Consider the following 2,971-nt stretch of genomic DNA (forward strand, 5'->3'; position numbering starts at 1 on the left):
CAAAGACCCTCGGACTCTACGGCACCTATATCGCCGACGACGGCTTCTACGTCGATGCGGTGCTCAAGTACATGTGGATGAAAAACGATTTCGACGTGCTCGACACCAACGGCGACCGCGTTACGGGAGACGACCTCTCCACCGGCGGCGTCGGACTTTCGCTTGAACTCGGCAAACGGTTCCGGTTCACGAAAAACGAGAAGGGCGAAAACTGGTACATCGAGCCGCAGGCACAGCTCAGCTACACCCGTCAGGACGGCGGCTTTTTCACCGCCAGCAACGGCCTGAGGATCGGCGTTGACAGCTTCAACTCACTGCTCGGACGCCTCGGGATGCTGGCCGGATATGAGACGCCAAAGTCGAATTTCTACGCGAAGGTCTCCTACGTGAAAGAGTTTGACGGGGACGTCAATATCATCGCGAACAACGTCAGCATACCGGAGTCCTTCGGCGACAGCTGGTGGGAGTACGGACTCGGATTCACCACCAGACTTAACGACCACAACAGCATATACATGAGCCTGGAGCGCTCCTCGGGCGGCAAATTCACTGAACCCTGGAAGGTTTATGCCGGCTGGAGGATCGACGTCTAAAAAATAACTTCCTTCAACATTCTCGAACATGAAATAAAAATGTAATTCAGTGGAGCTGGCCGCCGAAAACTAATCGGCTGTCAGCTTCTTACATTATCTTTTTTCTTTTAATGCAAAATAATTATAAAAATATCTTTTATAGAAATTTTTTTCTTTATTATTAAAATCATTATTTTTACTGAAAAAATAAGCATAATCTGCTGGACGCGCAAAACGACGGAATGATATTTTTAATGAGAAGATATAAAAGGGAGGTAGATCACAAAAATCTCAATTGTTAAATGGGGAAAACACATTGGGAGATCTTATTTCAGCGGGTTTTATGTTAGTGGAAACGGTATCAGTTACCACGATATTATCCTTTTTTCTTCTATGGAATTTCATTTACGGCGTTAGCAAATAGGAGGCGCAAGATCGATCCCGACAAAGATAACCGGGAACTGACGTGCGCGGCAAACTACCGTGCGTACCATAAACTGCGATGATGCCGACGGTTTGAGTCAACAGGCAGATATCTCTGATTTCGTCCGAAATCAGGGCTTATTTTGGTGTGTCCTTAATTCCGGGCGGCACGGCGCACCTCCAGCGCGGGCCATTTTTTAAATACCAAAGAGAGTATAAATCAGGAAAATCCACGTCGCTTCCATTTCGATGGAATAAACCGTTTTCATCAGTCTCTCACAACAAGGGGCTTTTCATAAAACTGAATTAATGAAAGAAAGGTGAAGAATCAAGATGAAAAAAATGCAAATGATTTGCGCCGCCGCGATACTGGCGCTGTGCGTTCATCTTCCGCCGGCGTCCGCCGAGATAAGTATCACAAGCCCTGTCACCAATACCGATGTATGGGATGATGATGTGAACATCACGACAAACGCTATCGTCAATGACGGCGACACCGGCCGGGAGGGCGGCGGTATTTATCTATATACGCCGTACGACGGCCCGAAGAAAAGCGTTCTATTAGACGCCGGTAATCTGATGACGATCCGCACCAACCTGGGCGCGGAGAACCAGCCCGGGGACAAATTATACGGCATCAGGGTATATGGGGCATATAGTTCTGCCCTTCTTGGTATGTGTACGGTAGACGTCGAAGCCAGCTATATGTCTATGGAAGCACAGAAAAACGGCTATATTCTCATCGGCGACAATTCGCGTCTGGTCACTACGGCCTCGCATTTTGGCATACACTCATCCTTTAACAGCACCATTTGGATAGGCGATAACGCGCGGATCCAGGCGGGTGACAAATCAGACTTCACCACTAACGGCTACACCGTATGGGCACAGGGCGGCGGCGACTCAACTTCACTCATTGACATCGGAGACAACGCGAAAATCTCAAACGAGGGAAACTATACGAACGAGGGTGCGGCTGTTTACGCGCAGGATGGCGGTCAAATCATGATCGGCAATGGCGCGGAGATAACGTCAACGGGCGAACGTGACCCTGTGACGAAGACAAACCTCTACAATATCGGCGTGCGCACCGTCGGCGGGTTCTGGCAGACGCCTATCGTCGCTCAAAGCCTCTCCACGCCCTATGCTGCCGAACCGGTCTTTATACCATCTACCGTCGAGCTGGGCGACAATGTTTCAATCAGCACGGAGGGCAGAAAATATAACATGGGTATATACGCCTCCGACATGGCGGTCGTCACCGCAGGGGAAAATCTCACGATCAATACCCACGGCTCAGAGGAAAGTAATTACGGCGTCTACGCCAACGAAGGCGCACAGGTAACAATCAAGAGCGCCTACATCGAGACGGAGGGAAAGAGCAGCCACGGCCTGATCGTGTGGGGTTCCCGGAACAGCCAGAACTCAAAGATCACCGTCACGGATGGTTCTCACATCAAGACCATGGGAACCAAAGCCGCCGGCGTGCTCGCCTACTATGGCGGCGAGGTGGAGCTGACAGGAAAGTACATAATAGAAACAGACCTGGAAAACGGCTCTTTCGCCCTCGGAACAAGCTACGGCGGCACCATCACCGCGGACGGGCAGATGAATATCAGCGGTAACCTGCACGCCGAGAGCGCGGGAAAGATAAACATGACGATGCAGGACGGCTCCTATATGAAGGGCTTCTCCTCCATCGACGGCGGACAGAGCGGCGAAATACATGTGGATATGAAGAACGCCTACTGGGATCTTTACAGGCAGGACTCCGAGCTGAACTCGCTCAAAATGGCCGCCAACGCGACCATCGACTACACAAAAGAAAATTCTCACATTAACCTCTACGCCCACGACATCTCCGGTAACGGCACCTTCGTCATGAAGACCGACGTCGTCGGCGGAAACGGCGACCTGCTCATCACCGACACCAGCGACGGCGACCATAAGATCAAAGTCATGGACCAGGGCAGCGC

The 2,971-nt window shown here is 50.9% G+C and carries 2 protein-coding genes; both read left to right on the forward strand.

Going from position 1 to position 2,971, the window contains the following annotated elements; genetic code table 11:
* The coding region (locus LIO98_RS13960; protein ID WP_291958489.1) for an autotransporter outer membrane beta-barrel domain-containing protein at positions 1-593 on the forward strand (593 nt) is incomplete at its 5' end.
* A gap of 735 nt (positions 594-1,328) precedes the next feature.
* Positions 1,329-2,971 (forward strand): pertactin-like passenger domain-containing protein (locus LIO98_RS13965; RefSeq protein WP_291958493.1); only part of this gene is annotated, 1,643 nt, incomplete at its 3' end.

It is taken from the genome of Cloacibacillus sp., assembly GCF_020860125.1.
In the GTDB taxonomy this organism is placed as follows: domain Bacteria; phylum Synergistota; class Synergistia; order Synergistales; family Synergistaceae; genus Cloacibacillus.